General features: G+C 57.7%; 23 protein-coding genes and 2 pseudogenes. 9 read left to right on the top strand and 16 right to left on the bottom strand.

Annotated elements, in window-relative coordinates; genetic code table 11:
• Positions 1-14 precede the first annotated feature (14 nt).
• Both NKH02_RS04270 and NKH02_RS04265 read left to right on the top strand, forming a co-directional pair.
• The gene (locus NKH02_RS04270; RefSeq protein ID WP_352869819.1) at positions 15-1,028 is read left to right on the top strand and encodes a zinc-binding alcohol dehydrogenase family protein; all 1,014 of its coding nucleotides are present in this window, start codon (positions 15-17) and stop codon (positions 1,026-1,028) included.
• A 174-nt stretch (positions 1,029-1,202) separates the two neighbouring features.
• Complete coding sequence (locus NKH02_RS04265; protein WP_352869820.1) at positions 1,203-1,640, top strand: GlcG/HbpS family heme-binding protein; 438 nt, start codon at positions 1,203-1,205, stop codon at positions 1,638-1,640.
• 87 nt (positions 1,641-1,727) lie between these two features.
• Here NKH02_RS04265 and NKH02_RS04260 read toward each other — a convergent pair.
• Positions 1,728-2,086, bottom strand: a pseudogene (locus NKH02_RS04260) (alpha/beta fold hydrolase); the annotation flags it as partial.
• A gap of 418 nt (positions 2,087-2,504) precedes the next feature.
• Here NKH02_RS04260 and NKH02_RS04255 point away from each other — a divergent pair.
• Positions 2,505-2,729: a DUF680 domain-containing protein gene (locus NKH02_RS04255; RefSeq protein WP_352876594.1), complete on the top strand. Its 225-nt coding sequence runs from the start codon at positions 2,505-2,507 to the stop codon at positions 2,727-2,729.
• Positions 2,730-2,842: 113 nt separating this feature from the next.
• Here the strand turns inward: NKH02_RS04255 and NKH02_RS04250 are convergent.
• The 4 genes and pseudogenes from NKH02_RS04250 to NKH02_RS04235 form a co-directional block, all read right to left on the bottom strand.
• Positions 2,843-3,025: pseudogene (locus NKH02_RS04250) on the bottom strand (MBL fold metallo-hydrolase); the annotation flags it as partial.
• Between the two features lie 54 nt (positions 3,026-3,079).
• Positions 3,080-3,661, bottom strand: coding sequence for an SDR family NAD(P)-dependent oxidoreductase (locus NKH02_RS04245; protein ID WP_352869823.1), 582 nt, complete (start codon positions 3,659-3,661; stop codon positions 3,080-3,082).
• 122 nt (positions 3,662-3,783) lie between these two features.
• Complete coding sequence (gene tehA, locus NKH02_RS04240; protein WP_352869824.1) at positions 3,784-4,794, bottom strand: dicarboxylate transporter/tellurite-resistance protein TehA; 1,011 nt, start codon at positions 4,792-4,794, stop codon at positions 3,784-3,786.
• Positions 4,795-5,427: 633 nt separating this feature from the next.
• The gene (locus NKH02_RS04235) at positions 5,428-7,902 is read right to left on the bottom strand and encodes an MFS transporter (RefSeq protein WP_352869826.1); all 2,475 of its coding nucleotides are present in this window, start codon (positions 7,900-7,902) and stop codon (positions 5,428-5,430) included.
• 281 nt (positions 7,903-8,183) lie between these two features.
• Here NKH02_RS04235 and NKH02_RS04230 point away from each other — a divergent pair, with 281 nt between their 5' ends.
• Together NKH02_RS04230 and NKH02_RS04225 are read left to right on the top strand one after the other, a co-directional pair.
• Positions 8,184-8,834, top strand: a complete 651-nt coding sequence (locus tag NKH02_RS04230; RefSeq protein WP_352876592.1) for a response regulator transcription factor — start codon at positions 8,184-8,186, stop codon at positions 8,832-8,834.
• 205 nt (positions 8,835-9,039) lie between these two features.
• The gene (locus tag NKH02_RS04225) at positions 9,040-9,420 is read left to right on the top strand and encodes a response regulator transcription factor (protein WP_352869828.1); all 381 of its coding nucleotides are present in this window, start codon (positions 9,040-9,042) and stop codon (positions 9,418-9,420) included.
• Between the two features lie 174 nt (positions 9,421-9,594).
• Here NKH02_RS04225 and NKH02_RS04220 read toward each other — a convergent pair whose 3' ends face one another.
• The gene (locus NKH02_RS04220; RefSeq protein ID WP_352869830.1) at positions 9,595-10,113 is read right to left on the bottom strand and encodes a helix-turn-helix domain-containing protein; all 519 of its coding nucleotides are present in this window, start codon (positions 10,111-10,113) and stop codon (positions 9,595-9,597) included.
• Positions 10,114-10,427: 314 nt separating this feature from the next.
• Here NKH02_RS04220 and NKH02_RS04215 point away from each other — a divergent pair, with 314 nt between their 5' ends.
• Entirely contained in the window at positions 10,428-11,408 is a 981-nt protein-coding gene (locus NKH02_RS04215) for an alpha/beta fold hydrolase (protein ID WP_352876589.1), read from the top strand.
• 92 nt (positions 11,409-11,500) lie between these two features.
• Here NKH02_RS04215 and NKH02_RS04210 read toward each other — a convergent pair whose 3' ends face one another.
• The 10 genes from NKH02_RS04210 to NKH02_RS04165 all read right to left on the bottom strand — a co-directional run bounded on the left by NKH02_RS04210 (position 11,501) and on the right by NKH02_RS04165 (position 24,053).
• Positions 11,501-14,233 (bottom strand): ATP-binding protein, encoded by a 2,733-nt coding sequence (locus NKH02_RS04210; RefSeq protein ID WP_352876586.1) that lies wholly within the window; start codon positions 14,231-14,233, stop codon positions 11,501-11,503.
• 348 nt (positions 14,234-14,581) lie between these two features.
• A complete protein-coding gene (locus tag NKH02_RS04205) occupies positions 14,582-15,457 on the bottom strand; it encodes an MBL fold metallo-hydrolase (RefSeq protein WP_352869835.1) in 876 nt (291 codons plus the stop codon).
• Positions 15,458-15,485: 28 nt separating this feature from the next.
• Positions 15,486-15,614 carry a hypothetical protein gene (locus NKH02_RS04200; RefSeq protein WP_352869837.1) on the bottom strand — a complete coding sequence of 43 codons (129 nt, stop codon included), beginning with the start codon at positions 15,612-15,614 and terminating at the stop codon, positions 15,486-15,488.
• Positions 15,615-15,788: 174 nt separating this feature from the next.
• Positions 15,789-16,508: a hypothetical protein gene (locus tag NKH02_RS04195; RefSeq protein ID WP_352869839.1), complete on the bottom strand. Its 720-nt coding sequence runs from the start codon at positions 16,506-16,508 to the stop codon at positions 15,789-15,791.
• A 2-nt stretch (positions 16,509-16,510) separates the two neighbouring features.
• Positions 16,511-16,939 (bottom strand): GlcG/HbpS family heme-binding protein, encoded by a 429-nt coding sequence (locus NKH02_RS04190; protein WP_352869840.1) that lies wholly within the window; start codon positions 16,937-16,939, stop codon positions 16,511-16,513.
• A 54-nt stretch (positions 16,940-16,993) separates the two neighbouring features.
• Complete coding sequence (locus tag NKH02_RS04185; protein ID WP_352869842.1) at positions 16,994-17,713, bottom strand: hypothetical protein; 720 nt, start codon at positions 17,711-17,713, stop codon at positions 16,994-16,996.
• Between the two features lie 25 nt (positions 17,714-17,738).
• A complete protein-coding gene (locus NKH02_RS04180) occupies positions 17,739-18,569 on the bottom strand; it encodes an alpha/beta fold hydrolase (RefSeq protein ID WP_352869844.1) in 831 nt (276 codons plus the stop codon).
• A 141-nt stretch (positions 18,570-18,710) separates the two neighbouring features.
• Complete coding sequence (locus tag NKH02_RS04175) at positions 18,711-19,970, bottom strand: mechanosensitive ion channel family protein (RefSeq protein WP_352869845.1); 1,260 nt, start codon at positions 19,968-19,970, stop codon at positions 18,711-18,713.
• Positions 19,971-20,361: 391 nt separating this feature from the next.
• Positions 20,362-23,256, bottom strand: a complete 2,895-nt coding sequence (locus tag NKH02_RS04170; protein WP_352869846.1) for an ATP-binding protein — start codon at positions 23,254-23,256, stop codon at positions 20,362-20,364.
• 26 nt (positions 23,257-23,282) lie between these two features.
• Positions 23,283-24,053, bottom strand: a complete 771-nt coding sequence (locus NKH02_RS04165; RefSeq protein WP_352869847.1) for an SDR family NAD(P)-dependent oxidoreductase — start codon at positions 24,051-24,053, stop codon at positions 23,283-23,285.
• A gap of 268 nt (positions 24,054-24,321) precedes the next feature.
• Here NKH02_RS04165 and NKH02_RS04160 point away from each other — a divergent pair, with 268 nt between their 5' ends.
• The 3 genes from NKH02_RS04160 to NKH02_RS04150 are packed head-to-tail and all read left to right on the top strand — an operon-like array spanning position 24,322 to position 25,930.
• The gene (locus NKH02_RS04160) at positions 24,322-24,870 is read left to right on the top strand and encodes a helix-turn-helix domain-containing protein (RefSeq protein ID WP_352869849.1); all 549 of its coding nucleotides are present in this window, start codon (positions 24,322-24,324) and stop codon (positions 24,868-24,870) included.
• On the top strand, positions 24,854-25,057 hold the full coding sequence (locus tag NKH02_RS04155) for an oxidoreductase dimerization domain-containing protein (protein WP_352876626.1): 204 nt from the start codon (positions 24,854-24,856) through the stop codon (positions 25,055-25,057). The genes NKH02_RS04160 and NKH02_RS04155 overlap by 17 nt, the downstream gene beginning before the upstream one ends.
• Positions 25,058-25,075: 18 nt before the next feature.
• The gene (locus tag NKH02_RS04150; RefSeq protein ID WP_352869850.1) at positions 25,076-25,930 is read left to right on the top strand and encodes an alpha/beta fold hydrolase; all 855 of its coding nucleotides are present in this window, start codon (positions 25,076-25,078) and stop codon (positions 25,928-25,930) included.
• Positions 25,931-25,993 lie beyond the last annotated feature (63 nt).

Raw genomic sequence — 25,993 nt, 5'->3', positions numbered from 1 at the left:
AACGGAGTAGTACAATGAAAGCCATCGGATACAAGCAAGCCGGAACCCTGGACAGGGATGAAGCTCTGGTCGATATCGATGTTCCTCGCCCGGCGCCGTCCGGCCGAGACATTCTCGTCGAAATTGCCGCGATCTCGGTCAATCCTGTGGACGCCAAGATTCGCAAGGGTGTTTCCCCCGAAGCCGGGCAGTGGAAAATTCTGGGCTGGGACGCTGTCGGAAAAGTGGTCGAAGTCGGGTCTGACGCCAAGCAGTTCAAAATTGGCGACGAGGTCTTCTATGCGGGCTCGCTCATTCGTCCTGGCGCAAATAGCCAGTACCATCTCGTCGATGAACGGATCGTAGGGGGAAAACCTGCATCGGCCTCGAATGCCGAAGCGGCCGCGCTTCCGCTTACGGCGATCACAGCCTGGGAAATGCTGTTTGATCGTCTTGATATCCGCAAGCCCGTACCGGGCGCTGCGAACGCGATCGTGATCATTGGCGGCGCCGGCGGCGTCGGTTCGATCGCCATCCAGTTGGCGAGGGCGCTCACCAATGTGACCGTGATCGCAACCGCCTCGCGTCCTGAGACGCAAGCATGGGTCAAGGAACTGGGCGCCCATCATGTCGTGGATCACAGCAAACCAATCGCCGCTCAGGTTGCCGAGCTGGGTATTGGGTCACCTGCCTTCGTCTTCTCGACCACTGAGACGGATTATCACCTGAAGGAGATCATCGAGCTCATCGCCCCGCAAGGCCGGTTCGGACTGATCGACGATCCCAACAGTCTGGACATCGTTCCTTTCAAGCGGAAAGCTGTCTCGACGCATTGGGAGTTGATGTTTACGCGCTCGATCTACCAGACGGCAGACATGGACGAGCAGGGGAAGCTGTTGAACGAGGTTGCCGCACTGATCGACGCAGGCAAGATTCGAACGACGATTACGGAGACGCTTGCCCCCATCAACGCGGCCAATCTCAAGAAGGCACACGCTACGATCGAAAGCGGCAAGGCAAAGGGAAAGATCGTTCTCGAACATTTCTAAGCATTTGTTGAAAGGACCCGGTCAATCAGGGCCGGGCTCCTGACCGATCGGAGCCTGCTCCAGTTTTGGGGACCAAACTCTCCGGCTCACGGTCTAGCCACCTCGCAATTCGAGTGATTCCAGCCTTTCCAACTTTTGGTCGCGAATGGGCGACCGTTACAACAGGATCTTCCTATGCCGAAATTTAAACAGATCTCCCCCGTCATCCTCTCGCTCGACGTCGCTCGCTCCATCACCGAGCGTGCGATCGAAAAGATTGCTGACGTCGGGGTCCCCTACACAATCACCGTGTTGGATGGCGCCGGCAACCTCGTGCTCGCAACCCGGATGGACGGCGCTGCGCTGGCATCTATCGATACCTCAGCGTCCAAGGCGCTGACGGCAGTATTTTTTGGCGTATCCACGAAAGACCTTTGCCTCGCAGTCTCGAGCGGGCACCCCTTGGCGACGATCGAAACCTCCATTCCGAGAAAGCTCGCTTTTGTGGCTGGCGGCGTACCGATCCGCGATCCCAAACGGGTGGTGATTGGAGCTGTTGGCGCAGGCGGTGCATCCCCGAACGAGGATCATCTCGTAGCGGAATACGCGGTGGCCTCTTATTCGGTCGGGTGAAGCAGTGACGTCTAGATTCTTGAAGAAGCCGGAACTCATCCAGGGTTTCCGCCATATTGGCCATTACGATCAAGGTGGTCGGCCTGACGCGATGCAGATCACATAGACCAGCGCCTTTACGTTGGCATTGCCGTTGGCGGCCTCGGTGATGACAGGCCCGCCACAGGAATGCCCACCAGAACGACCGGCCCGGGGATCGACCGGAGAATGGCCGCGACCGCCGAGGCATCGCTGGCGACGCCGCGGAGCGGCTTGGCTGCGGCCTTGGCTACATAGCCGTCCCTGTTGAGTTTGATGATGACTTCATCCCAGCTCGACGACTCGGCGAAGGCGCCGTGCACCAGCACGACCGTCGGCTTGGCCTCTGGGCCGACCGGCTGCGCCATCGCGGTGCTCGATACGGCAAGTGCCGCTGCGAGCGCCAGCATCCTAGTAATGTTCGGCATTTGCTTTCTCCTTTTGCGGCCTTTCATGACCGATGCGCAGAAGAATGCGCCGACCCGGCGCGTCGACCTATTATGCGGAATGGTCAGTCAGACGATGCCAAGGTCCAGGGTAGGTCATCGCTGAGATCGGGTGACCGGTGGCATGCTGCGGCGGATGGCCGGAAGCGCTGGAATGGTGCCGGGGCCGCGGCCAATAAAGATCCACGCAAGCGGCTGCTTCCAAATACCAATTCGCCCGACGAATGTTCAGCGCAGCGGCAAGGCTGCCTCCCGTCAACAACATTGTCCCTGCCCTTCGGCTTGCATCGCCCAATGCCAACGTATGGGTCACACAGCCGGATCGTCCAATCGTCTCGGGGGAGCGAGGCTTTATAGCTGGATGGGTGAAGACCACCAAGATAACGATGGAGTTACTAAAATGAAAATGACAGCTCTTGCTGCCGCCGCTCTTGTTGTTACAGCAGGAAGCGCAATTGCCGGAAGCGACCACTATGGGTCCAACGAGGCCCAGCAGCCTGCAACTGCGTCTGACAACACGTATACCTCCTCGACCAAAAGAATGAACAACGATATCGGCATGCCGAAAACCGTACGCAAGCCTGTTTCCAACGACGAATATGGCCAAGGCATCTGGGGTCACTGATCCTGACCGACACAAAATTAAAGGGCCGGGGCGAGACCTCGGTCCTTCGGCGGTATCTGAGTTGCTTCCTTGAGAGGTGAACCAACTTCTCTTGCCAGCCGATTCCTCTAAAATAGGTGCCGCGCATTGGGAAAGGTCGGCTGCCAGCGGCAATCGACGAGCCTCGTGTTCCACCCGACGTGATCCACGTGCAGATGCGTGTGGAGGACGTAGTCAACCTCATCGGGGGCAACGCCGAATTTCGTGAGGCGCGAGAGATAAGGCGTGTTTAGATGGTTGAAATACGGTGCGTGCGGACAGATAAACCGGCAGCCTAGCTTCCACGACGGCAATGACCTGCGGGAAAAACCCTACAAGCTTTTTCGCATCAACATCGACGGCGGCCCTGTCGTTTTGAAAAAGCCAAAGGGGGAGCGATTTCCTGCACGGCGACCGACGTGTTCCGCGGCATGAAGCGTTGTGAAAGCGTATAGGAATGCAGGGTCGGCGGCGTTTGCGAGCGGAACGAAGCCAAGGATGGACGTGTTGTTGATGATCGTCGCTCGCGCCTGCTTCTTCAGGTGTTCGATGAGGGCAGAGGTCAAGCGGATCGGACCGAGCAGGTTCGTCATGATGACCTTCTCAGTCATCTTCTCGTCGATCTCGCTGCCGGCGTCGTCGAATGGCATGATTTCAGCGTTGTTGATCAATACATTCTGTGAGGGAAACTGAAGGATCAGCTGTTCCGTGACAGCCCGGATGCCGTGCGAGTTTCCCACATCAAGCTGCATCGTCTGGATTCCTGGGTTTGCCGCGGCGACCTCTTCGAGCAGCGCCCGTCGACGCCCGGCGATAACGACTTCGTTGCCAAGTTCGTGGAATGCTTCCGCCAAACCGCGTCCGATGCCCGACGCGCCAGCAGTAATCAAGATCGTGTTGTCCGTAAGTTTCACTGCCTTCTCCTTCGCTATTACATGAGGCCAGGGATCGGGAGGTATCCTGCTTGCAGGATCCCCCCGCGCGCTGGAGCCGCACACGATGGCTCCCGTTGACGCCGCGACGCGGCGGTCTGGACCTATCGCCCGATCGGCCGAAGGGGCAAAAGTTTCCCGGTGAACAGGAGCCGAAGAGAGAAGAGCGCCAATGCAAGCAATGCGAACGTAACCGCCGCGAGCGCCGGCATGGCCAAATACTCCAACAAGCCACGATCGCCCCGACAGACCATCCGGATGATGTCCGTCGCAAGGGCCGTGAGCCCGAACGAGAACGCCCAGTAAGAAGCATTGAGCGGTTGCTTAAGGACCCAGGGGAAAATCCTGATCATCAAAATGAGCTGCAGGAGCGCGTAACCCACCATTGCGTGAGCCAGCATGTCGGGTGTCCCGTCCGTCACACCGAGATAAGCGGCCGCACCGACAGCGGGAGGAGCGAGTTGGACCCCTATCGTCGGTCGAAGCGGCTCGGCCAACTCCGTCGTTGTCAACAGACGGTTCAACAGGACCGATTCGATTGCAAGCCATGAGAAGAATGCGGCGCCGAACGCGAGCTTTGCGAGATCGAGGTATCCCAAAGGTGCGCCCACTATCGCGACCACGTAGAAACCCGCGACGGAGGGCAGATATAGGACGGCGGTTGTCGTCGTCGCGTCGCGGCCGCCGTGCCACAGGGCGCCAGTCCTCCAAACTGAAAATCCTGCCGTCCAGATTGCGCCGGCCCAATAGAGAACATTTGCAGTTATGTCGGAATAGCGGGCGAGCACCAACCCCACCAGCATGGTCGAAACACCGATCAGACCGACGAAGCAACATTGCACGGGATGCCCAAGCTCCTGTTTGGCCTCGGCGGGAAACAGAACCCATTTGGTAGCAAAAAGCGCGATAAGCGCTACCCAGATGGCCGTCGCGACGAGGCCAATGACGTCTCCGATCGTCGATTGGAAATGCCAGAGTTCGCTGGCTGCTCGCCAAGCGTTGGCAAGACCGGCGGTTCCCAGCACGATCCCAAACATCGAAGCGGGAATTGCGGGCCCTAGGTGCGATTTCGTCGAATTCGTCGGTTCGATATTTTCAGAAGAAAGGGCGATCATCACAGCCTCCATTGTTCGATGTGAACTGGTAGCCAAATGACAAGGTCGATATTGTAAGATCCAGATGTTCGGATAACGACTTTCAGGATCATGAGCTCTTTCGACAAAACAAGTAGCTCCTCGATCGGTTTTGATCAGGTCTCGCGCGATCTGAAAACGCGATTGCACTTGAATCTATCTTCGAGGTCAGTACACGCACATTATCTATCATGTCGGAGCACACGATGGCGGCTATGCCTATCGCCTGGGGGGCATGCGGTCCGAGCCTTTCTCCCGACGATGATGCCGCTCTCTCGCTGCACCCGACGCGGCCAGGCGCCGGCAGTTGGGTTGTCGTGACACCCGGATCTCCTACCAATCGGCAGACGGAAAGTGCGCGACGAGCTCTCAAGCGGCGGCACGGGTGCGCAAGTGGTGAATGATTGAGCCACGCCTGGAAGAAGCTCAATCGTACAATCCGAAAGCGTGAGGCCTCTTCAGGATATAACCGTCGGGCCGCTTCAGGTCCCCCTTACTGAACCCCCGACCAGACGAAGGCGTCTCCGCCCCGCCTTCGGTCCAAGGCCGCGTCACGTCGGCCTTCAAGCGCGACCCTCGTCTCTCCTCCCAGCCTCGACGAGGGTCGCCCCTTTTTCAAACCGTGCCCAGATCGAAACCTTTCAGCGAAGCGGCCGTTGGAAAATCGACCTCGAATAATGCCCCGCCGCCTTCATGATTACGAACAGTCAGGGAACCTCCATGCGCTTCGGCAATGGTCTTGCAGATCGCAAGGCCCATACCCATTCCTTCGGCTTTGGTGGTGAAGAATGGGTTGAAGAGCTTTGAAAGGTTGTCCTCGCTAATACCGGTTCCATTGTCTTGGACCGAGATCTTGATGGTGTCACCTGCTGCGGTCGCAACTGAAATTTTGATTTCTCGCCGGATCGGATCTGTTGCGTGCATCGCATGCAGCCCGTTGGTAATCAGGTTGGCGAGCAGCTGCTGGATCTCGACACGATCCGCCGTTATGAACATGTCGTCCGAAGCTAAATCAACCGAAAGCCTTGCGGACATGGAACCAAGTTCCCGTTCCAGCAGGCCAGCGACATCACCTAGGACTTCCTTGATGTCGCAAATCTCCGGCTGTCGCTTCTGGCCTTTCAGCTGCTCCCGGGTCCGCTGGATAATCTGGCTGGCGCGCAAGGAATGTTGTACCACCCGCTCGGCCGCCGTCGAAGCTGCGGCGATGTCTGGCGGCGTCGCCTGAAGCCAGCGAATGCATGCCTGGGCAAACATGACGACCGCTCCGATCGGCTGGTTAACCTCATGAGCGATCGAGGCAGATATCGCCCCAACTGCTGCGGCCCGCCCGGCTCTGGCGAGCTCTCCTTGCGCGGCGTTCAAGGCCTCCTTGGCTTGCTCCCGCAAGGTTACATCGATCATGGCGCATGCCACGCGGTCGAACGCCTGCTGGTCATCCGGGAAGGCAAGGATGAAGAGTACGATGACCTCTCGTCCGTCGGCTCTGATGAGGCGGACCTCCCGTTCTAATCTTTCCGCGCCCGCATCGGCGGCGAATATCAGGTGGGGCAACAGATCACTTCCCGGTGGAAGGAAGCGGCTGATAGGCTCGAGTATGGCTTGGCGCGATCCACATCCGAGCAGCTCCACAGTCGCATCATTGACGTCGGTGAATCGGATCAATTTCGCGCAATCGGTGAAAAATCCCGAATACCTTTCTGCAAAAGCCGGGAGATCCATGACGCCTTTGTTTCTGATGCTTTCAAGGTACGCTCGCAGGTCGGCAAAATCCAGTTCGCACAGCGATACATGGGTCTGTTCGAAGATCGACCGATAGCGGCGTTCGCTGCGTTCCAGCGCGCTGACTGCTCGCCTGCGGGCGCTCGCGTCGAAGCCGATAAGGCTAAGTCCCCCCGTGATTGCAAGATAAAAGCCGACAGAGACGAGGCCGCTGCTATCGGCAAGTGCTTGCGCCACGATCGGAGAGAACGCTCCACCAATAATGCCCCCGATGTTGAATGCGAGGGACGTCCCTGAATATCGGATGCGCGCGGGAAATAAGCTCGGCAGCCAGGCCCCCAGTGGTCCGTTGACGAAGCCCATTACGGTGAGCGAAAACGCGAGATAGAAAAAAATAACCCACAATGAACCACCACCGAGCATGGGAGCGAGAAGCATGCTCGATGTAATGGTGCCGATGCAGCCAACGATAAGGATTCGTTCCGGATCAAAACGATCCGATAGCCAGCACGCCCCGACAATGGACGCGGCCATGAAAAAGATTGCCCCCAGTTCAATGATCAGAAGGTCAGAGCGGTCGATCCCGAGATTTGCTGTCCCATAACCCAGTGCGAACGCAGTGATCACGTAATACAGGGAGAAGCAGGCCACGACGCCGAGCGAGCCGATGACAACCTGCGTGAAATGGTCCTTGAGCACTTCAATGATTGGAACGCGGGCGGGCTTCGCTTCGGCGATCGCGGCTGCGAATTCGGGCGTTTCGACGAGATTGAAACGAACCCAAAGCCCGATCCCGACCAATGGCGCGCTTGCGAGAAAGGGTACACGCCAACCCCAGTCGAGAAACTGCTCGGGCGTGAGCAGCAGCGTTAGAGCGAGGAATAACCCATTTGCAAGGACGAAGCCGATCGGGGCGCCCAGCGGAGCAAACATGGCAAAACGCGCTTTCCAGCCAGGAGGGGCGTTCTCCAAAGCCAGCAGAACCGCTCCTGTCCATTCCCCACCCAGTGCCAATCCCTGCCCGAAGCGGAGGACGCACAGAAGCGCGGGGGCCAGCCAGCCAGCTACCGCATAGGTTGGCAAAAGGCCGATCGCTGCTGTCGACGCGCCCATCAGCGACAAGGCCGCAACCAACGTTGCCTTGCGTCCAATTCGATCGCCGAAGTGACCAAAAACCGCCCCTCCCATTGGCCGGGCTAGGAAGGCTATCCCGAAACTTGCATATGCACCTAGGAGTTCGGCCGCAGGAACGGTGGCGGGGAAGAACAGCGGGCCGAATACAAGGCTCGCTGCCGTCGCATAGATGTAGAAGTCATAGAACTCGACCGATGTGCCGATCAGACTGGATAGAAGGACGCGGAACGTCATGGGCCCGTTCAAAGCGCCGGGGCGGGTGTCACTCTTTGCTCTGATGATGTCTGAAGGCATTGCGACGGATCGTTATCTTTACTGCTTTGCGGGAATTTTCCGCGGACTTTCCTGTAGCCGAGGAGGGCCGCCAGCTTGGCCCGGGTGTTGATAGCCCCGTTTTCATTTGGGAATTTGTACGATCCGGCACTGGCGTGCCGGGGCATTATTGGCATCAATGTAGGAAAGGGTTAGCGCTCGCGCTGATCGAGCTCGCCGGTGCACTACCGCGTGGGGATTTGATGCAGAAGGTAATGGCGGAACGCATGGCAGCTGCCGCAAAAGATACGCCACTGGTGGTCATCGTCGATGACGACGATGGGATGCGCGAAAGCGTGGCGGAGATCCTGCGCTCGGTAGGCACTGAAACCATAGGCTTCGGGTCGACCGCAGATCTTTTGGCCTCGTCGTTGCCAGATCGCCCGGGCTGCATGGTTCTAGACGTTCGGTTACCGGGGTCTAGCGGGCTGGAGCTGCAGGCAAAGCTCGCTGCTATGGGTAACAGGATGCCCATCATCTTCATGACCGGCTACGGCGATGTGCCGATGACGGTGAGGGCGATGAAGGCAGGCGCCCTCGATTTCCTCATGAAACCATTTCGCGATCAGGAAATCCTCGATGCGGTCTCGCTGGCAATAGATCAGGACCGCACCAGGCGGGCGGAATCCTCCGCATCAGCTGAAATCGCGGAACTGGCGGCCGGACTCACCCCCCGGGAGCATGAGGTGATGGACGCGGTCGTTGCCGGACTGTTCAACAAGCAGATCGCGCACCAGCTGGGTATCACCGAAATCACCGTGAAAATTCACCGCAGCAGGGTCATGCGGAAAATGAAGTCCATCTCCGTGGCAGATCTGGTGCGCAAGGCAGAGCACCTCAAGGCTGCGGTCTGACCATCGAGTAACGCGGTCGGTCGGCTCTCCCTTCCGTCAGCGCTTCAACAAGCGAACGTCGGTCTGATCGCCTACTCGGATTGGATCGAAACGTCATGGAAGCATCCTCTGGTTTAATTACGTGAAGAAGCCGGCCCGCGTATTTGAGAGGATGCGTCCTGGCGGCTATTCTTACCAAGCCCGCCGGACGAGGAAGGACGTAACGGTGTCTGGCGGCAAGAGATCAGTAGCGATCGTCGATGACGATGAAGGGTTGCTCGAGGCGACGTCGGGTTTCCTTGAATCCATGGGTTATCGCGCCATACCATTCAGCTCCGGCCGCGAGTTCCTTGACTCAGGGCTGGTCGAAGAGGTTTCTGTCCTTCTTACCGACGTCAATATGCCGGGGATCACAGGTCTCGAGCTCCAGAAGATTGTGCGCACGCTTCGCCCTGCGATTACGATTGTCATGATGACGGCTTTGCAGGACGAGAACATTCGGCGCAAAGCTATGGCGGGTGGAGCGCGAGAACTCCTGCACAAACCGGTCCTTGCGGATGCATTGATCCGCTGCCTTGAAGACGCCTACGGCGGCCCAGAAACTTGATAGTCTGATTGCAGGAGCCGCCGGGCGTTTCGCGTAGGGCGGCTGGCTGTCCTTGGATTCTTTTGTCTTACTTGGACGGGCATGTGCAGCGGCGTCGGCTCGGTCATGAACGAAGCACGGCCCATCGCCGTTCGGTCGGCGATGGGCCTTGAGGTGGGGCGAGCCCGGGCTGACTCAGTGAACCGTGCGGACCGACGGTGCGATTGCCGTCTCGCGATTGGGCCCGCGCCAGCGGTTTGGCGAGGTACCGAAGGTTTTCTTGAAAACTTTGCAGAAGTGGGCCTGGTCGGTCATTCCACAATCGAGAGCGATCTGGCTGAGTGACGTACTGGTGCCGATCATCAGTTCCTTGGCATAGCTCATCCGGCGCAACAAGATATATCCATATGGTGGCTGACCGAATGTCAGTCTGAAGGCGCGGGAAAAGTGACTGATGCTCAATCGGACAAGCTCGGCCAGCTGCTCAATGCGGATGGTCAAAGACAGGTTCTCCTCGATAAAGGCAACGACCTTCTTGCGTTGCCAAGGAGCCAGGCCGCCCCGATTGACGACATTCCCCACCGTGTTGGGGAAATAGGCCGGTGCATCCTGCTGCGCGGGCACGATTGCCGCGATTTCGAGGCTGTCGGGAGTGCCGACCGAAGTAGCGTTGTCTAGAATTCGGCGTGACGCGATGTTTGCTTGGGCATTCATTTTGGAACCTCTTTGGCTTGTCGTGAATGCGCCGAAGGTGCCGAATGCCTGCCGATTTGACGATTGAACTCAGGTTCGCCCAGAATTAAACCATAGGATGATGTCTCGCATCACATGACGTTATCTTCCACTATCGCCTGCCAAATACCAAGCATACCCTCCGGCTGCCTTCGCCGTGCCTTGGCCTGTCGAGGGGAGGGGCCCATCAACTTGCGCCGAAAGATACAATAAGCGCGGACGTCAGCCTTTTAGTCTGCCTCCCATCGTGACGGTCGCGGGTTTCCGCCAACCGAGCGACGACAAAGGAGTCGGAGATGAACCGCAACCATTCTTTCGAACTTTCGCGCAGGCAGACCCTGCTTGCGGGAGCAACCCTGTCGCTTGCAATGGCCAGCCCGGTCTTTGCCGCGACCAAAACCTCCTCCTCAGACCACAAGCAAGGATCATTCCCAATGACCGATTCATTCGTTAAGACCAAGGACGGCGTCGATATCTTCTACAAGGATTGGGGTCCGAAGGACGCTCAGCCAATCGTCTTCCATCATGGCTGGCCGCTTTCATCCGACGATTGGGACGCACAGATGCTGTTCTTCGTCAAGAATGGCTACCGCGTCGTCGCACATGACCGTCGCGGCCACGGCAGATCTCAGCAGGTCAGCGATGGTCACGATATGGACCACTACGCTGCAGACGCCTGGGCTGTCGTCGAACATCTCAATTTGCGAAATGCCGTTCATATCGGGCACTCGACCGGCGGCGGCGAAGTCGCGCGTTACGTTGCAAAGTACGGTCAGCCGAATGGACGCGTCGCCAAGGCTGTCCTCGTGAGTGCGGTCCCGCCGCTGATGGTTAAGACTGCCTCCAATCCCGGCGGCACTCCGATTGAGGTCTTTGACGGCTTCCGTTCGGCGCTCGCCGCCAATCGAGCACAGTTCTTCCTCGATGTTGCGTCTGGACCGTTCTATGGCTTCAACCGGCCGGACGCTAAGGTTTATCCGGGCGTTGTGCAGAATTGGTGGCGCCAGGGGATGATCGGAAGCGCCAAGGCACATTACGACGGTGTCAAGGCGTTCTCCGAGACCGATCAAACGGAAGACCTAAAGAAGATTACCATTCCGACACTCGTTCTGCACGGTGACGACGACCAGGTCGTTCCAATCGACGACGCGGGACGCCTGTCCGTCAAATTGGTCAAGAACGGAACGCTGAAGGTTTATTCTGGCTACCCGCACGGCATGTTAACGACGCACGCAGATGTCATCAATCCGGATCTCCTTGCGTTCGTGAAGAGCTAAGCGTCAGCAGCCGGATAGAGAATGGGCTCGGCATGTTTGCATGCCGGGCTCCGTGGTACTGCGGTCGCCGCGATGGGGCAACAACGGGTTGGCTATGCGGCAAGAACCTGCGCGGCCGCGGTGTACTCCAAAGCAGGCGGGGCCTGCGGAAAGGCGGCGAGGATCTGTTCGAGTGTCCGTCGCGCTTCGCCGCGCTCTGGTCCCGTCTCGAGTTCGACGAGTGATGTAGCACAACGCAGCTGCCACAGTAGTGCCTTCTGTTGGTAGGCGAGTTCGAGACCCCGTTTGATCCAGTTTCGGCCGTCGCCTCCGCTGCGCGCCGAAAGCTCGCCCTTTAGCCGAAAGAGTTCCGCCTTGCACCATCCTGCCTCGCCAGAAATGGCAAGGTCGAGAAGCTGTTGCGGGGCGCGACCGCCGGCGACGACGACGGTGTTCTCCAGTCGCGGTCCATGAGCACCCTTCAGGAGATCACGGATTACGTCATCAGCGTCCTTTGTGGGGGACCTTCCAAAGCCTAAGAGTTCATAACTTTCAGCCCACTCCTTCCACCGAAATAGCGAGTTGGTCTCAGACACGTGCTGCAGGCGATCGAGATATTTACGAGAAAGGTTCGTGTGGCCCATGCAATGGTACATCGGCACGGCTCCTACCGAGAGCACTAGGCACGATGAAACGCCATGATTTATTTCGGCAGCCTCTCCGAGGAGCTCGTCGAGAATCGCGAGGGCTCTATCAGTGGAACCCATAATCCATGCCGTCTTCGCCATGACCATAAGCGCAAGATGCCTTTGGCTAAAGTGTACGCCGCTTGTGCGGGTACCTTTCCTGAGAGCACCGTTTGCGTCTATGGCCTCGAGGGCAAACCGCACAGCGTCGTCATTCCGGCCCATATAATGGGAGTTATGAGCTGCGATGCGAACGATCGTCGAGCGAGCCGGCAGTCCCAACTCCTTGTCGACTTTCCATGTGAGCTTATCGGCGGCCTCATACCGACCCTGTACGATCAGAATGGCACAGATGCCACTATAGGCCCGCACAGCTTGAGCGGGCTCGCCGACGAGTTCTGCCGCTTTTGCCGCGAGCTCAAACTGTTGGATGGAGTCATCGTCGCCTTGGACGCTGTGAAGATTATAGGAGATTGCCCCGTACGCGGTGCGCAACTTCGCTTCGGCAACCGGATCCTGTCCAATTTTCGCAAGTTTCTCGATTGCCTGCTGGACCACCAGGAACTGCTCACCCATAAGCCCGAGCTGGGTCCAGAGGAGGTCAGAGTTGGACGCCAGATCGACGAAGAGTTGATGCTCGGCTGCTGAATCAGCCCACTTCAAACCCGCTCGCAGGTCGTCAATGAGACTTCCGTGCGTTGCCAGCCACTCATGTGTCGTCTGTTTGTCCCAATCCTGCTCGGTTGCAGGCAATTGACCAAGGACAAACCGTGCATGTGTCCCCCGGACGTCTTCGGCATAGGTCGTCTCGTTCAGTTTGACACCAGCATACTCTTTGGTCGTCTCAAGCAGCTTGAGCTGACCGCCAGCCTCACGCTGCGATATCAGCGACTTAGCAAGCAAACCGGTCAGCGCGTCGTCGAAAGCCTCCGGCCCAAGAAAGTCTCTGGAGATTGCGGTGGCGGCGTTGTAGCTGAAAGCGCGGGCAAAACTCGAAAGCAGCATCAAAAGCTGCTTTTCGTCCTCGGACAGGTAGCTGTAACTCCAATCAAGAGTTGCTCTTAGCGTCTGCTGTCGCGGAGGAGCTGTGCGGCGTCCCCGACGCAAAACCGTCAGTGGACTGTCTAGTGACTGCAACAAAGCGGAGATTCCGAGGTCGACGATTCTCGCTGCGGCCAGTTCGATGGCTAGGGGGATCCCGTCCAGTTTGCGAACGATCGTTGCGATGTTCGAAAGATCTCCTGGACTGTTTGTCCACGAGTCGCCCATGGACAGAGACGCGCGTTCAAGAAACAGCTCGACGGCCGGGAACTTGGTGAGAAACGCTTCCGCTTCGATCTCACTTGGCATTTCTAGCGGCCCAAGCCGCCTGACGGTCTCTGATTGTATGCGAAGCGGCTCGCGGCTTGTTGCAATGATTTGGGCCTTCGGCACCCTGCGGGTTAGCTCTTCGATGACGTTTGCTGCCTCATCGACAAGGTGTTCGCAATTGTCAAAGAAAAGTAGGACCCTTTGTCCGCCGATCGCCTTGATGATGCCCGGAAGAGGGCTGTCGCCGTAGGACGTGAGCCCGAACTGCGAGGCCAGAGATAGCGCGATGCGACCCTCTCCGGCGAGAGCGCCCAGATCGACAAATACTATCTTCTCAAAGTCGCCCGCCGCCTCTTGGACAATCAAGGAAGCGACGGTCGTCTTGCCGATGCCACCTGGGCCAACGATTGTTAGCACACCTTTGTCGAGGACGGCCAGACAACTCTCGACGAACCCGCGTCGGCCAATCACGTTCATGGCGAACGCTGGCAAGCCGGCCAAGTCTGCGCGCCGGGGGTTTTTCGGGTCGACCCCGCGCTCTTCGACGTTAACCTCGAAGATATAGCCCTGATTGGCAACGTGCCTGAGGAAGGGACATGGTGAGCCGAGGCCTAGTGCCTTGCGAAGCGAAGCCATATGCACCCGCAACGCGCCTTCGGATACGGTAGTGTTTGGCCAGACTTCTCGAATGAGATCTTCTTTCGCAATCACCTGGTTTGCTCGCAAGACAAGCGCCGTGAGCAGGTCAAAGGCCCGAGATCCTAGCCGGATCAACGCTCCGTCTTTGAGAAGTCGGCGTTGTTGAATGTCGAGCTCGAATTCAGCAAATCGAAGAATTATCAACTCCACTGCTACCTTCGTATGTCTTCGGCGCCATCGCGTGGTGCGTTTCGAGATGATGCCTGCTCTGCTCAAACGAACGAGGAAACAGGACCGGGTGAAGCCTCACGGCTATCAGTATTACCCCTTTCAGGAAAGCTACACTCGTGTACAGGGTCACATCCGCTTGGTTGTGCGAAGCGTAAGAATCCACGCCAGACCAGCGGACCTAAAAATTCGGTCAGGGCATACGCTGCAACAGGAACAACCGCCGCCGGCCCGAAGCCGACCGAGGCACAGCGCCTTGTTACACCGGTCACTGTCAACCGGTGCAAGTGGCACTTCCTTTTGCCAACTTCGAGGCAGCCTCAAGCCGGTTTATTCGTCGTCTGCCACGAAGATACATTCGTAGCCGAGGCCTGATTTTCCACCGACTTGGCAGCAATAGGGTGCCGCAAAATGGCCAGGGAGCAGTGTCGTCGACGTTCCGCTGCAGTGTTCCAAGAGGCTACGTCTGGTCTGAGTAGCTTGTTCACCATCTCGGCAAGCGTGACTGTTCCAGTCCGGATACCAAACCTGGATAGGGTGATGAAGTATGTCCCCGACGAAGATCAAATCGCCGTCTGACTCCTGTACTCGAAGCAAAACGTGACCGGGCGTATGGCCGGGAGCCGGTTCGATGAATACGCCTTCCGCAAGCTCGAAAGGAGGGTCAAGAAGGAGAAGCTGTCCGGTTTCAATTAAAGGCTTGATAGAGTCTGCAAAAATCCGGGCGTTGTCTTCGAGCTCGGCCTCATGCTCGGCGAGAAATTCAAACTCAATGCGGGAAACCAGGTATTTCGCATTCGGGAATGTCGGAATCCAGCGCCCCAGATGCTCGTAGGTGTTCCATCCGACATGATCGACATGCAGATGCGTGCAGAGAACATAGTCCACGTCTTCCGGTGCGATTCCCGTAGCTGCGAAGTGTTCGAGATAGGACGTCTCCAGCATCGAGAAGAACGGCGTGTGCGGCCGTTCCTTTCCGTTCCCCGAGCAGGTGTCGACGAGCACGGTGATCCCGGATGTCCGGACAATCCAACTGTGGACGGATCCGATGAGGCGCTCGTGTTCCGGCGCGTAATAACGGGGTATCATCCAGTCCGCGTGTTTGGCGACGGCCTCTGCTGTCCAAGCGGGCAGGTGATACTTGGGGGGAAAGCCGAGGCCCTCATATTCCTGAACGCGGTATACTTCCGATCGCCCAATTTTCAAAACACGCTCCTCATTTGAACCGAGACTGTCATATTTCAGAATTGCTGCTGCTGTCAGGTACCTGAAAGTGATAGCTCGAAGGCTTTTCGATCTCGATGACCACGATCGCTTCGGGATCGTCTGCGGGAAGATTTTTGAAGTAGCCGATCGATGTCACCGGGGCCTCCCTGGAAGTGAATGGAATTATCTGCAATCCGAAGTGGAAGGCCCGGGAAGCACAGGTTATTGGAGCATTCGGGATATGCCTGTCCGGCGTTCGGGTAGCGGCCCGAGGCCGCAAATGGCCTGTGCGCGCCACAGGGGCTTTGTTTCCAAAGCCCCTCCGTAGACGTCATTCAAAGTGGAAACCGGACAAATCGACCGACACGATTAGCGGCTCAGACAAAGGCGTGTTGTCGGGCTGACGCGGGAAAATTCTCATCTTTGACGGCAACGTTATGCCTTCGACCTTCACCGGGTCCGTCAAATAGCGGGCCGCGGCGTTTTTGCCCTGGATATCTACCTCGTAGTCGTGGCGAACGAGAATTCCATCGGCATTGAAGTAGAAGCTCTGCACCGTGCTGTGGGTTGCGATGGAGGCGGGGAAAGTCACGCGGAGCCGGCGCCAGGTCTCGCCGTTTTCGTTCCAGCTCTCGACCTCCTCCGAAACGACCCCTGGCTGTTTCAGAATGAACGGTGAGGTGAGATAGGTCCACATTGTGTAACCGGAAAAATAGGCGACCTGCGGATTGCTCCAGTGGGTTTCCATTTCATAGCCGTCGAACGACGCGCGCGGGTTGAGAAGCTCCTCAACGACTTCGCCCGCCGGCGTTTCGATGGTAACGCGGTCAGGGGTAAATGCCGACTTGTTATTGGTCGGGGAGAACGGCCAATGCGAAACCCATTCCCGCTTCAGATCGACTTTGACATGGCAATCTTCGAGAACGGTCGCTTTGCCCTTGAGACCCCAGAGAACGCCACCCTGATGAAGCTTTGCCGTCAGGAACGAGAAACGAGAAAATCGCTCCATTCCGCCATGCGCCTCGATTGCGGTTTCGACTAGATTGGTCACTGTTACTTCCTTTCTTTTGATGATTTGATGGTTGCGAGCGCCGCTTCGGCAACAGCCGTGTCCTGCTCGACCGTGCCTCCGCTCACACCGATCGCGCCGGCCACATGTCCGTCGATCTCGATGGGTAGACCACCACCTAGAATCACGTATTTGCCTCCTGCCGCATTACCGATCGAAAACAACGCAGCCCCGGGCTGGATCATGGGAACGAACGCCGCAGAAGGCGCGTGGAACGAGCGTGAGGTCTGAGCCTTTCCGACCGCGACGTCGAAGGCGCCAGGCCAGGCGCCGTCCATGCGCGCCATTCCGACAAGTTCTCCGCCGTGATCGAGAACAACGATTGTGGATCGTACCCCGATCGCAGCGGCTTTTTCCTCGGCAGCAGCGAGAGCCAGCTTCGCCGCTCCCAAGCCAATTTGTGGGACGAACATCTCTGTTTCCTCAATCATTGATTTGAGGGCGGCGCGATACGTCGCCCAAGCTGTTCAGCGCAGCTCGATATCCGAAAGGTCGATCGACACTACGAGAGGTTCCGACAGAGAATTTCCGTCGGTCTGACGCGGGAAAATGCGACGCTCAGTCGGGAACTTCAGGCCTGAAACTGTCGTGTAGCCCGAAATGTAATGGGCGCCCGGCGTGTTTCCGGCAATCTCGACATCATAGTCATGCCGCTTCAGAAGGCCGTCAGCATCGACGTAAAGTGTCTGCACGGTGCTGTGCGTGGCGATTTCCTTCGGGAAGGTGACTTTCAGCCGGTTCCAGGTCTCACCCTTTTCCGTCCAGTCTTCGAACTGTTCGCTGACGACGCCAGGCTGGGCGAGCACAAACGGCATGTTCAGGTATGTCCACATCGCAATGCCCGCGAAATAAGCAAGCTGCGGCTCGGACCATGGCGTCTCGAGGGTGTGTCCTGCGAACGATGCGCGCGGATCGCTGAGCTCTTCAACGACGTTGCCCGAGCTGTCCTGGATCTCGACCTTGCCCGGCCGGAATTGCGAGACCTTGCCGTCGGGACCGAACGGATGATGGGAGGCCCACTCATCGCGCAAGCCGACGGTCACATTCGTTTCGTCAAGCTTGCCGGCATGACCCTTGAGCACCCACAGGGCGCCTCCCTGTGTCAGATGCGCGGTCAGGCTTGTAAACCTGTTCCAGGTTTCGAGCCCGCCATGGGCGTCGACAATCTTCTGTGCGAGCGAATTCATTGAAATGTCCTTTGAAATTGACTGATCAGGCGTCGAGGAAAGTGCTTACGTGGGCGACGAACGTTTCGGAGTACTGGAACAGTGCCCCGTGACCCGAGTCGGGATAAATAATCAGCGTGCCATCGCTCATGTTTTTGAACATCTGGTAGGCGTTGATCGATGGAAACATCGTGTCGTCGCTGCCGTGAACAATAAGCGTGGGCTGCTTGATCGCCCTCAGCGAGGCGTGAGCTTCATCCTTCTCTGCACACCAGCCGATGATCGCCTTCGCCTGCGGATTGCTGACATTCTCGCCACTGTCCGGATCACGATCCTCCTTGCGGGCGGCCGCACGATCGACGAAGGCAGCGCCTGCGGCCTGGCTTGCCTTTGTGGGCGTGAAGAACAGCGGAAGGCGGACATCGCGTGCATTTTTCGAGAAAGCCTCTTCGACGACCTGTAACAGATGCTCCTCGCCGCCCTTGGGCGCTGATCCGGCAACGATCAGCTTGCGAACGTTGATGGTCGACCGCGGTGCCATGATTTGAGCAAGGAACCCACCGAGCGAGAAGCCGAGTAGATCCACTTCCTTCAGGCCGACGGCGACAATGAAGGCCTCGGCGTCATACGCCATCTGCTCCACATTATCAGGGACTTCGCCCGTGGATGTCCCGACGCCGGTGTTATTAAAGACGATTACCGGACGTTCGGTCGCAAGCGCGTTGACGACCTTGGGATCCCAGGCATCCATCGTGCCCGTGAAATGCTGAAGGAGGACGAGCGGAACGCCGGTTTCCGGACCGAGCCGACGATAGGCGAAATGGATGCCGTTCGCTTCAACAGTTTCTGTTTTGGAGGTTTCGAGTGTCTTTCGCATCTGCGTTTCCTTTTTGGTTTGAGCGAGTGAATTTCCGGCGGCTGCCCGACGGGAAAATGCAAATTGGCAATCCGTTAGGCGAGTTAAGTGCTGTTAAGTCTTGTTACGTGGGCAGGCGGCGTCGGTATTGGCACATACTGCTCACGAACCGTGCGGAGGTTCAGCATGCAGGAGATTTCTGATCTTCTGAGAGAGCGTTGCAGTGTGCTCCGCGTTGCGAAGACCCGCGGTGGGGTTCGCTGCAAGGTCCGTGTGTTTGGCGACGATCGTCCCGAGCTCATCAGCAATGGCGGGTCTGTCACTTAAGAGCGCCGCGATACGCTCCTTGGAAATCTCATAGACGACGACGAAGGTTGCAGCCCGGATGGAGGCTCTCTCGGCTGCTGCCATCAACACACCAACTTCTCCAATGAAGTCGCCCGGGGATAGCTTTCGCGCGTCTTCGTGCTTCGAGCCGTCCTTCCCCTCAACAATCGCAACGCCGCTTCTGATGATATAAAGCGAGGCCATCTTCGTGCCGCGCTCCACAATGGTGGAGCCCTGCTGGAAAGTTAGACGGGTCATCGAGGCCGCAAGCGCTCCCTTTTCATCTTCGGTGAGCGCGGCGAAAAGGTTGATGGCATTCAGAAGTCGCCACGCCGAACTCGGGTGGTGTTCTGGCGTAGTCCTGCTTCCTTTCCCCGTAGAGCCTTCGCCAGGCTCCGGTGCAAGCGAGAGGCCGGCCGCCTTCAGATGGCGGTAGATGAGGTCGAATATCTCAGATTGCGCCGCATCGGAGAGGCTCAACGAACTCACACTGAAACTCAGTTCGACTTCGACGACCTCCCGGCTCAGACCCGTTACGCGTGTCGATGTGGGCGGCTCTCTGGCAATGAGATTGCTGCTGGCCAATGCGGTGCGGAGCACCGCCTCGATCGTTACCGGCGACTTGTCAAGCGTGACGCGAACCTTGAGCTTTTTGCCGTGACTGTGGGAAGGGCTGCTGAGGTTTATGAATATCGCTTTGGCGAGGGCGCTGTTTGGAATAACGACGAGATCGTTGGCCGAATTGACCAAGTGCGTCGAACGCCAATTGGTCTCGATCAGCTTGCCCTGTGTACCGGCGTCCAGAAAGATCCAGTCTCCCACGGTGTAGGGATGACCGAGTTTCAGGGCAATTCCGGAGAACAGGTCATTCAGCGTACTTTGAAGCGCAAGTCCAAGAATGATTGCAAATGCGCCCGAGGTCGCAATGAGCGTGCCAACGGGTATCCCGAAGACATAGCGCTGATCGACAGGAATGATCCAATATAGACAATTGCCACCACCAGGTCCTGGAGCAGGCGTCCTTCCTTCGAATTCCCCTCGAAAATCAGGAAGAGACGCACGGCGCTTACGACAACACTCGCGCCCGCGGCCCACCAGATCGCCTTCATCAGATCAAGGAGAACGGTCTGAGTGATGTCGGGGTCCCTCGCTTCGGCAGCAAAAGGGACATGTCCAGCGACAAGCAGAATCGTGGTCAGCAGCAAGAAAAAGCAAAAGTTCACGACAAGTCGAACAGCCGCGGGCCTCCGCCCGAGAACGACTCGAACCAGAAGACGGAAAAGTATCAGGGCCGTTGCTTCCGCAAGGGGGTCAAGGGCGATTTCGCGCATCTCGACTGGCTAGACGATGCGTGCTGGGCGAGTCTTGTGCGATCCCGCTCCATGGAACGGGATGTCGTTTTCAGACAATGCCTCGGCTACCGAGTCCTAGCGAATGCCGCTCAAAGCGACGCCATTGCGGGTATCGCCCGTCGCAATTCTCGGCTTCAGACGAGACCAGTTCCGGACTCCAGAAGAGCGCGCGCCTTTAGCATATCCGTTGTCGTAAGGTTATCGTCCACTTTTGATAGCGCACCGACTAGGGCAGGGCGGAAGGTTCCAGCATCGAACTGAAACGCAGACAATGCGCATCGCAGTTCCCAGAACGAGGCTCCCATTTCCTGGGAAAGCTGTAGCGACTGAAGAACCAGCGCTCGAGATTGCGCTTCATCAACCGCCAGCAGTCGCTCAGACTTGAGCCGCAGCAGTTCGGGTCTGCTCCATCCGACTTCACCAGAGAGTGCACGGTCCAGTGCGTCGAGGGGGGCTCGATCTCCAGCCAGGGTCACAAGATAATCAAGCAGGGCGCCACGCGCATCGGCGAACTCATCGGCGAGGCCTTCAACCGGCGCGCAATCGACAATGATCCTTCGATAACCTCGAAGCCATAACGCCCAGCGCTGGAGGTTATGAGCTTGGACCAGGCCCGCGACGTGGTCCAACTGCCGGATCGCCGTCGTCCTGTCGCCGACAAGATAGGCCACGGGACATGCAGCGGTCATGAGGAGAAGCAGGGTCGAGATTGCGTAATCCAGCTCCTTTGCTTCTTTCTCCAATGCCTGAAGATGCTTGAGGGCCTTCGAGGTTTCGCCCCGCAAGAAACCGGAAAATGCGACAATCGTCGAGGCGATCATCCGTTGCTCGTATCCGACACCGGTATTCTGCGTTGACCGCAGTAGACCCTTCGCATTCTCGATAGATCCTTCGGCTTCCCGGATCGCATCCGAAAGATCTCCACGGAAGAAGTGGGGACTGTCCAGCATCCGGCTGAAGACATTCGCGGGTATCTGCGAAAGCTCCGATCGGATGGCGAGCGCTTTCTCAATCGATCGAGTGTAGTGTCCGTTTGAAGTCCAGATCGAGTTCGCGCCGGTCATCGCCTGGATGTATTTGGGGATGTCGCCAGCCGCACGCGCAATTTCCCCGGCCTTGACGAACTCTTCGGCGGCGGCCTCGTCATCGATGAACGCGCGAGTATGATACAAAAGCCCGCCACGGGCGATGCGAAGTTGAATTTCAACTTCGGTGCCTGCGTGGCCGGATCTGGGTAGAAATCCGAGTGCCCATTCGACGAGTTTCGCCTGTTCGCTCATCAATCCCAGTTGAACCCAAAGTACATGGGATTTGGCGATGAGCGCAACGGCATACTGCTCATAGCCGGTCTCCGGCATTGACCATCGCACGGCCAAACGCACGTCGTTGACGAGAGACAGGTATCGTTGCACCCAGTCCTTCGTCGTCAAACTCTTCCAATCGATTTCGGCGGCAGCGAGTTTCTGCTCGCAATAAAGTGCATGTGCGGTGCGCTGCGAGATGGCTCTGCCTGCCTCCGTCAGTTTTTCCAATGCGTAACGGCGCGTCGTCTCAAGCAGACGGTATGTTCCATCGCCTCCAACGACCGAGAGAAAGGACTTTAGAAACAGTCCGTCGAAAGTCTCGTGAAACTTTTCCTGGCCAATATGAGATGAGCTCAAGGCTTGGGCAGCCGAGGCTGTGAATGGGCCTGCGAAAACTGCGACGTCCTGGAGAAGCGTCCGCTCTTCCGTCGTGAGGCTGTCATAACTCCAGTCGAGCGTAGCTCTTAATGTCTGCTGCCGTGGCGGAGCGGTCCTTCGTCCCTTTCGAAGGATCGCGAAAGGATTATCCAGCGAGGCAGCGAGGTGCGCCAAACCCAAGCTCGCGGCGCGAGAAGCAGCAAGCTCGATCGCCAAGGGGATCCCGTCGAGCTGCCGGACGACAGAGGCGACCATCAAGACGCTGTCGGGCTGATCCAGGTCCTCAAGATCCGACGACTGTGCAACGCGTTCAATAAAAAGTTGCACGGCTGAGTACGAAAGGGCTTCACTCGCCGACAAGCCTTCGGGCGGAACCTGCAGCGAAGGTAGCTGCCGGATGCGCTCGCCTGCTACCCTGAGCGGCTCCCGGCTGGTTGCAAGGATCGAAATACTTGTCGCTGATCCGAGGATGCGTTCGACAGCTGTGGCAACTGCGTCAATCAAATGCTCACAATTGTCGAAGATGAGCAAAAGATCCTCCTCAGCCAAGACATTGAGAACGCCCGCCTCGATATCATTGGCAAATGCGGTGATGCCTAATAGGGACGCCAGCGTCGGCATAATCTGTTGGCCGTCATTCAACGCCGCCAGATCAACAAACAGCGTTCGCTTGTCTCGGCTGTCGCCAACTGCCAACGCAACGGAGGTTTTCCCAATCCCGCCCGTGCCTGAGATCGTCACGAGCCTGTTCACTCTCAGTGCTTCGGCTGTGGCGTCGATGAACTCCTCCCGCCCGATCAGTCGGCTTGCAAGCCGAGGGAGGTTTGATGCGATCGACAACACACCGGTCTGATTGGTGGAGGCCGATGCTGGTCCATCGCTGTCAAATGCTTTCGCCTCCGTGACGGCAACGACAAAAACGTAGCCCCGGCCTGGAACGTTCTCGATATATCGCCCACCATCAATGTCGCTCAAGAGCTTTCTCAGGCTGACAATATGGACGCGAAGCGCCCCGTCTTCCACGGTCGTATCCGGCCACACCAGGGAAATCAGCTCTTGCTTGCGGATGATCTCTCCGGCGCGCGAAGCCAGAACAGCCAGAATGTCGAAAGCCTTGCCGCCGAGATGTAAGGCGTTCCCGGCCGCAGACAGACGCCGCCCCGGTATGTCGAGTTCGAAGCTACCAAACCTCAGTTGGCCCATTCGTTCAATCAGATGTTTGACGGGCCTGGGCGATAGGCGGGGCAGCTCAAACGGGCGCGCCCTGCAGAGCACGCCACCCCGCAGCCATTCCCAGGCCCCCCAAATACCTATAGGGTTCTGAATGGTCTTGGGCAACGCCTTCAACTAATGTTGTTTTCTGATCCAATGCTTTAGGCGTTGTAGCCACCGTCAACGTTGAGCACTGCGCCGGTGATGAAGGACGCCCCTGGGCTCGCGAGGAAAAGGATCGCATTTGCCACTTCTTCAGGTCGACCAAGGCGCTTTAATGCATTCGATTCTCGCTCAGCTTCCATTATTTCGGGGAGCGCAAAGCCTTGCGTCGTTTCGATCGCACCGATCTGCACAACATTAACTGTTATGCCGCGAGGGCCAATATCGTGAGCGGCTCCCCGACAAAATGCCGATAGTGCAGCTTGGGTCGCAGCAAAGTCCGCAAGGCCGGGCGTTCCGACGCGATCTGCCAAACTCGCTCCGAGCGCGACAATCCGGCCACCCGAGCTCATCACCCTCACCGCGGCGCGGATCAGCGCCGTGGTCGAGCGTATATGGATTGCAAGCTGGTGCTCGACTGCATCTTCGTCCAGGTCTTCATCGTCAATCTGTCCGTGGACACGGTTTTCGCAGTTGGCGATCACGATATCAATCCGGCCGAAGTCCGCTATGGCTGTTCGGGTAATTCGGAGGAAATCAGCCGGCGAGGGGCTGGCGGACGAAGGATATATGGCAACACGGACGCCGAAAGGTTGAATGGCCTGGAGTATCCGCTCGCCCGCCTCCTGCGTGTTCAGTGTTAGCACCAAGTCGGCGCCGCTCTGAGCCAACGCGCAGGCAGTCGCAATGCCCACGCCCTGGTCCGCATTGGTCAAAAGTGCCACTCGCCCGGCGAAGGGACGGGGATGGATCCCTGTTCGCTCGTTCAAAATTATCTCCGTTTAAATTCCGTCAGTTGTTAGCGCCTCGGCTTTATAATGTTCGTTGACCGCTAAACCGCATTTCGTCCTAATTCTTGTAAAATCAAGTCTTAACGCGTCAACGTCTGCGGACGGTGGTTCCAAGGCCTAAGGCGCTGATTTTGGACGACGTTGCGGCGCGAAGGAGCACCCATAACCACTCTTAACATCGCTTAACTCGCTTAGCGTAGCGGCGCCACGTTAGCGTTCCCTCGTTACAGAAGCGAGGTATGCAGCGATGGGTGAACCGGTTTCATTTTCTTCAAACCTGATCCAGATCAGCTTTCGGTACGATCCGAATATCACGTTGCCGGAGTTCGCCGGGGCTGTCGTGGCTCCACGCGACGCGAAAGCTGCCCAAGAAGCGGCGGGGCCGCGCCGGAAACTCGCTGGCCTTTCCGATTGGCAGAAAAACAAGATCGTCCGGTATGTTGACGACAATATTGACGGAACTATCCGCGTCGAAAGCCTCGGTCAGCAGGTTCGACTGAGCGCCAGTCGGTTCTCAAAAGGCTTCAAGGAATCGTTCGGCCGCTCGCCCTACGACTATGTCCTCCTTCGCCGCGTGGAAGCCGCAAAATACCTGATCGCGACGACCGAAGAGCCGCTCAGCCAGATCGCACAGGCGTGCGGGCTAAGCGATCAAGCCCATCTTTCAAAGATATTCAAGCGCTTCGTCGGAATGACTCCTTTGCGATGGCGGCGCGCAGAGTCGGGCGCTAGACCAGCCCCTGCCGACGCTCACAGGTGGCGAAGGCTGAGCTGCTCGACTGCGGAACTCGCATAATGTTGTCGCGGCAGTACTGGGCCTCAGCATGCTGGGCGTCAGCGCCGGCGAAGTGATGACGGTGGTCCAGATGGCAATGCTTGGCGAACTGCCCTTTACCGCTTTGCGGGACGGCATTTTCGCGCACCCGACTGTCTCGGAGGCATTGAACATGCTCTTCGCTGCAGTCGGTGAACCGGAAAACTAACACGAAAGGGGTCGAATAATGATAACTTCCAGCTCGGTCAGCGCGCCTACCGAATTTGCTGAAGTTGAGGGCAGGACACTTGCCTACCGAAAAATCGGTAAGGGCACGCCGCTCTTCCTTGCGGTGCGGTTTCGAGGGACCCTCGATGTATGGGACCCGCTTTTCCTCGATGAACTTGCAAAGCATTTCACAGTCGTGACATTCGACTACACGGGTCTTGGGGCGTCGACGGGCGAGCCGACCTATATTCGTGAGTCTTTGGCGAAGGATGCGAAGGACCTGATGGATCATCTGGGGTTTGACAGGGTGATCATGGGAGGATGGTCTTTAGGGGGCGTCGTCGCTCAAGTCGTTACGGCGATCTATCCAGAAAGGGTTTCTCACGTCGTCCTGATTGGAACTGCCCCGCCCGGAAAGCCGCAGGTCCCGGGGGAGGCAGTGTTCATGAGGACCGCGATGAAGCCCGTCAACGATCTTGAGGATGAACACGTCCTGTTCTTCGAACCGGAATCGGAATCGAGCAGAGCGGCAGCCACCAGGTCGCACGCACGCATCGCAGAGCGTCAAACGGACCGATCGCCCGCCATCGCGGAAGGGACGTTTTTGAAGCTGCTGAGCGAAGCGACGGACAGGACGACGATTTTCCCGGATGCAGATGGAAGATACATGTCCTACCTGTCGGATTGTGAAAAGCCGATGCTGGTGATCGGCGGTGACCACGATATCGCGTGCCCGGTCGATAATTGGTACGGTCTATCCCGTGCCTGGAAGACAATGCACCTCCTCACGATCCCCCAAGCGGGCCACGCGCCGCATCATCAGGAACCTGAATTCGTCGCCGATGCCGTCGCGTCGTTCATCGCTCGTCATTGACTTTCCCTGAAGGGCTAGTGCCTGAGCTCGCCCTTGCAGCGCCATGATTCCTACTAGAGAGAA

Source organism: Mesorhizobium sp. M1396 (genome assembly GCF_040317725.1).
GTDB lineage: Bacteria > Pseudomonadota > Alphaproteobacteria > Rhizobiales > Rhizobiaceae > Mesorhizobium.
The sequence above is the reverse complement of the archived record's forward strand: the minus strand, read 5'-3'. Positions and strand labels throughout refer to the sequence as shown.

Coding starts and splice junctions, on each gene's coding strand:
- NKH02_RS04150 (WP_352869850.1), top strand. CDS start 25,076: ATGATAACTTCCAGCTCGGTCAGCGCGCCTACCGAATTTGCTGAAGTT.
- NKH02_RS04190 (WP_352869840.1), bottom strand. CDS start 16,939: ATGTTCGTCCCACAAATTGGCTTGGGAGCGGCGAAGCTGGCTCTCGCT.
- NKH02_RS04265 (WP_352869820.1), top strand. CDS start 1,203: ATGCCGAAATTTAAACAGATCTCCCCCGTCATCCTCTCGCTCGACGTC.
- NKH02_RS04185 (WP_352869842.1), bottom strand. CDS start 17,713: ATGAATTCGCTCGCACAGAAGATTGTCGACGCCCATGGCGGGCTCGAA.
- NKH02_RS04180 (WP_352869844.1), bottom strand. CDS start 18,569: ATGCGAAAGACACTCGAAACCTCCAAAACAGAAACTGTTGAAGCGAAC.
- NKH02_RS04230 (WP_352876592.1), top strand. CDS start 8,184: ATGCAGAAGGTAATGGCGGAACGCATGGCAGCTGCCGCAAAAGATACG.
- NKH02_RS04160 (WP_352869849.1), top strand. CDS start 24,322: ATGGGTGAACCGGTTTCATTTTCTTCAAACCTGATCCAGATCAGCTTT.
- NKH02_RS04255 (WP_352876594.1), top strand. CDS start 2,505: ATGAAAATGACAGCTCTTGCTGCCGCCGCTCTTGTTGTTACAGCAGGA.
- NKH02_RS04235 (WP_352869826.1), bottom strand. CDS start 7,902: ATGACGTTCCGCGTCCTTCTATCCAGTCTGATCGGCACATCGGTCGAG.
- NKH02_RS04215 (WP_352876589.1), top strand. CDS start 10,428: ATGAACCGCAACCATTCTTTCGAACTTTCGCGCAGGCAGACCCTGCTT.
- NKH02_RS04220 (WP_352869830.1), bottom strand. CDS start 10,113: ATGAATGCCCAAGCAAACATCGCGTCACGCCGAATTCTAGACAACGCT.
- tehA (WP_352869824.1), bottom strand. CDS start 4,794: ATGATCGCCCTTTCTTCTGAAAATATCGAACCGACGAATTCGACGAAA.
- NKH02_RS04270 (WP_352869819.1), top strand. CDS start 15: ATGAAAGCCATCGGATACAAGCAAGCCGGAACCCTGGACAGGGATGAA.